This is a genomic window from Humidesulfovibrio sp. (genome assembly GCF_035560995.1).
Taxonomy (GTDB): Bacteria; Desulfobacterota; Desulfovibrionia; order Desulfovibrionales; family Desulfovibrionaceae; genus Humidesulfovibrio.
The window spans coordinates 1-3,678 of sequence record NZ_DATMYK010000102.1 but is presented as its reverse complement, the minus strand read 5'-3'; the positions used below and the strand labels follow the sequence as shown (position 1 = coordinate 3,678).

At 68.3% G+C, this 3,678-nt stretch carries 3 protein-coding genes; 2 read left to right on the top strand and 1 reads right to left on the bottom strand.

What is annotated here, in order from left to right:
* Together VN419_RS03885 and VN419_RS03880 are read left to right on the top strand one after the other, a co-directional pair.
* Nucleotides 1-180 (top strand): TraR/DksA C4-type zinc finger protein (locus VN419_RS03885; protein WP_325644640.1); only part of this gene is annotated, 180 nt, incomplete at its 5' end.
* A gap of 23 nt (nucleotides 181-203) precedes the next feature.
* A complete protein-coding gene (locus VN419_RS03880) occupies nucleotides 204-2,753 on the top strand; it encodes a glycosyltransferase (protein ID WP_325644638.1) in 2,550 nt (849 codons plus the stop codon).
* A gap of 206 nt (nucleotides 2,754-2,959) precedes the next feature.
* On the opposite strand, the gene VN419_RS03875 is transcribed toward VN419_RS03880, so the two are convergent.
* On the bottom strand, nucleotides 2,960-3,199 hold the full coding sequence (locus VN419_RS03875) for a hypothetical protein (RefSeq protein WP_325644636.1): 240 nt from the start codon (nucleotides 3,197-3,199) through the stop codon (nucleotides 2,960-2,962).
* Between the last annotated feature and the right edge of the window lie 479 nt (nucleotides 3,200-3,678).

Genomic DNA, 3,678 nt, shown 5'->3' with positions numbered 1-3,678 from the left:
GAGGCCCGCCGCGCGGAGATCGAAGAGGCCCTGGCCCGCATGGACGTGGGCGATTACGGCGCCTGCGAGGACTGCGGCGAGGACATCGCCCCGGCGCGGCTGTTCGCCAACCCCACGGCGCGGCTGTGCGTGCACTGCCAGGCCGACCGCGAAAGCGCGCCCATCCGCCGCTGCGCCTAACGCACACACCAGAAGGAGCCCGCATGACCGGAAGCGCCAGCCAAGGTCCCTGCTTCAAAATAGACCTGCACGTCCACTCGCGCCACTCCACCCGCCCCTCCCAATGGGTGCTGCAGCGCATGGGCTGCCCGGAAAGCTTCACCCGGCCGCGCATGATCTACGACATCGCCCGCGCGCGCGGCATGGACATGGTCACCATCACCGACCACAACACCATCGCGGGCTCCCTCGAAATCGCCCACCTGCCCGGGGCCTTCGTCAGCGAGGAGATCACCACCTACTTCCCGGAGGACCGCTGCAAGCTGCACGTCTTGGCCTACGACATCACCGAGGCCCAGCACGCGGACTTCCAGCGCCTGCGCGAGAACGTCTTCGAGCTGGTCCCCTACCTGCGGCGGCAGGGCATCGTGCACGTGCTGGCGCACCCGCTCTTCGCGGTCAACGGCAAGCTGACCCCGGAGCACTTCGAGCGGGCGCTTTTGCTCTTCAACACCCTGGAGCAGAACGGCTCGCGCGACGCCTTCCAGAACCGGGCCCTGGCGCGCATCGTGGACGGCCTGACCCCGGAGACAATCGCCCGTCTGTCGGACAAGCACGGCATCGAGCCCTTCGGCCCCGCGCCCTGGAAAAAGGCCCTGGTGGCCGGCAGCGACGACCACTCGTCGCTGGGCATCGCGCGCATGCACACGCGCTTCCCCGGCCCGGCGAACCTGGAAAACCTGCTGGCGAACATTCCGGCGGGAACGGGCCAGGTGCAGGGCGAACCGGCCACGCCCTGGCACATGGCGCACAACCTCTGCGGCATCGCCTACCAGTTCTACAAGAGCCGCAAAAGCCGCCTGCCGGAGAGCCACATCTGCGTGCGCTTCGCCGAGGCCCTGCTGGACCCCGCCGCGCCGCGCGAGAAGGGTCTGCGGCCCCTGCTGCGCGCCCTTTCCGACCGCGCCCGCCTGGGGCTCTATTCCCTGGCGGCGGACAAGAACGCCACCAGCGCCATGCTGCTCTCCGAGGCCAGCCAGGTCATCCGCGCCGACGCCAACATGATGGACGCCGCGCGCAGCCGCGAGAGCGCCGCCCCGCCGGAAGAAACCTGGCGCAGGTTCGTCTCCCGCGTCACGGACCGCATGCTGGCGCGCTTCGCCGGGCGCACCCTCACCGCCGTGCAGGGCGCGGACGTCTTCGGCCTGTTCCACGAGGTGGCCCAGGCGGGTTCGCTTTACGCCATGCTCGCGCCCTTCTTCCTGTCCTGCGAGCTTTTCGCCAGCGAGCGCGCCTTCGCCCGGCGCTGCCTGGACAGCTTCGGCCACGCGTCCAGGCTGAGCATCGCCCAGAGCGATACGCGGGCCGGAACCCCGGGCCTCAAGATCGCGCACTTCACCGATACCTTCGCCGAGGTCAACGGCGTGGCCCGCACCATCCAGCAGCAGATCGCCCTGGCCCGCAAACACGGCAAGGACATGACGGTGGTCACCTGCGGCGAGGGGCTGACAAAGGACGACCTCGGCAAGGGCGCGGCGCGCTTCGCCCCGGTGGGCTCATTCCATTTGCCGGAGTACCCGGAAATAACCCTGCACTACCCGCCCTTCCTGAAGCTTCTGGCCTGGTGCGCCGAGCAGGACTTCGACTGCATCCTGACCGCCACCCCCGGCCCCATGGGCCTGGCCGGTCTGGCCATCGCGCGCATCCTCAAGATTCCCGTGCACGGCACCTACCACACGGCCTTTCCGCAGTACGTGCGCATGTTCACCGAGGACCCGGCCATGGAAGACGCGGCCTGGCGCTACATGCGCTGGTTCTACGGGCAGATGGACACCATCTACGCCCCCAGCCGCAGCACGGCCCAGGATCTGACCGAGCGCGGCATCGGGGCCGAGCGCATCGTGGTGCACCCGCGCGGGGTGGACGCAGACCGCTTCCGGCCGGAGTCCGACGGGCGCTTCTTCGGCGAGCTGGGCCTGGCGCGCCAGTTCAAGATCCTCTACGTGGGCCGCGTCTCGCGCGAGAAAAGCCTGGACGTGCTGGCCGAGGCCTTCCGCCAGGTGCACGCCCACAGGCCCGACGCCCGACTCATCGTGGTGGGCGACGGCCCCTACCTGGAGGAGATGCGCGCGGCCACGGCGGACCTGCCCGTGGTCTACACCGGCTACCTGCAGGGCGAGGAGCTGACCAGCGCCTACGCCGGGGCGGACCTCTTCGTGTTCCCCTCGGCCACGGACACCTTCGGCAACGTGGTGCTGGAGGCCCAGGCCAGCGGCCTGCCCGTGGTGGTGACAAGCTCCGGCGGCCCGCGCGAGGCCATGCAGCCCGGCCGCACCGGGCTTGTGGTGGCGCCCCACGACGCCGGCGCCCTGGCCATGAGCGTGCTGGACCTGATGCTCGACCGCGGGCGCCTGGCCAACATGGCCGCCCTGGCGCGCAAGTTCGCGGCGCAGACCTCCTTTGACCAAGCCTTCCTGAAAACCTGGGACATCTACGCGCAGATCGTCCACGGCGCTGGCCACGCCGAAGGTCCGAACGACAGGCCTGAGGGCGGCGGACACGACGGACTTGGCGGGCAGGCCAGGGCCGCGTAGCCCTCTCGATCCACAGGCGCAAAAAGCCCCGCGTTCCGGTGTTTGGCCGGGGCGCGGGGCTTTTCTGCAATCATATCGCGATCAGGTTGTGGTCAGGCGGGGTGCCGCGAATCAGGTTATTTGGCCTCAGAGTATTTGGCCTTTGGGGCGGCGGCTCCGGGCGCGGCAGGTTTGCGCCCGGCTGCCGTCCTGGCCTGCGGCTTTTCCTAATGCACGGCGCACTGCATGTGCGCGCCAGCGGACGAGTAGTTGAGGCAGCCCGCACCCCTGCTTCTGTCGATGGACAGCGCGCCCAGCCCGGGCAGGTCCACCTCGTTCCCGTTCTCCAGGGCCTTGATGGGCACGGAGAACACCACCTCGATGATCTGGTTCGCGAGTTCCGCATCCTTCACCACGTCGGGCAGCGCATCCAGAAGCGCGTTCACATAGGTGCTGCGGTCGATCATATGGGTTCCTCCTTCGCCTCCGGCCAGTGGCCGGTGGGACGGCGTACCAGGCATGCCTTTCAGCGGCATGCACGCCGTGCGATGGTTGTAGTTCAGGATAAAGAATTAGCAACGCGACGCACATTGTCAACGCCGCGCCACAGGATCACATTTTCACGAACCTCAGCTCCATGCAATCAATCGCAATATTTCATTCATGCAGCGTGCACGCGCAAGAATCTGCGCTGAACATCCGTGCACACTCCGCGGAATGCTCTTCATTTTATTGGAAGTATCAGCGCGACAAAAAGCCCCCCGCATCCCGGCGGTTGTCCTGTCCGGGAGGCGGGAGCTTGCTCTCTTGGGCGGGCGCTGCGGCCTAGGCTTTGGGCGCGCCCTTGGGGTCCGTCATGGCGGGCGCGGAGGAAGGGGCGGCAGGGCTGGATATCACCTTGACCAGGGGCGCGGCCGGGGCGGCGGCGGACACCGCGGCCTTCTTC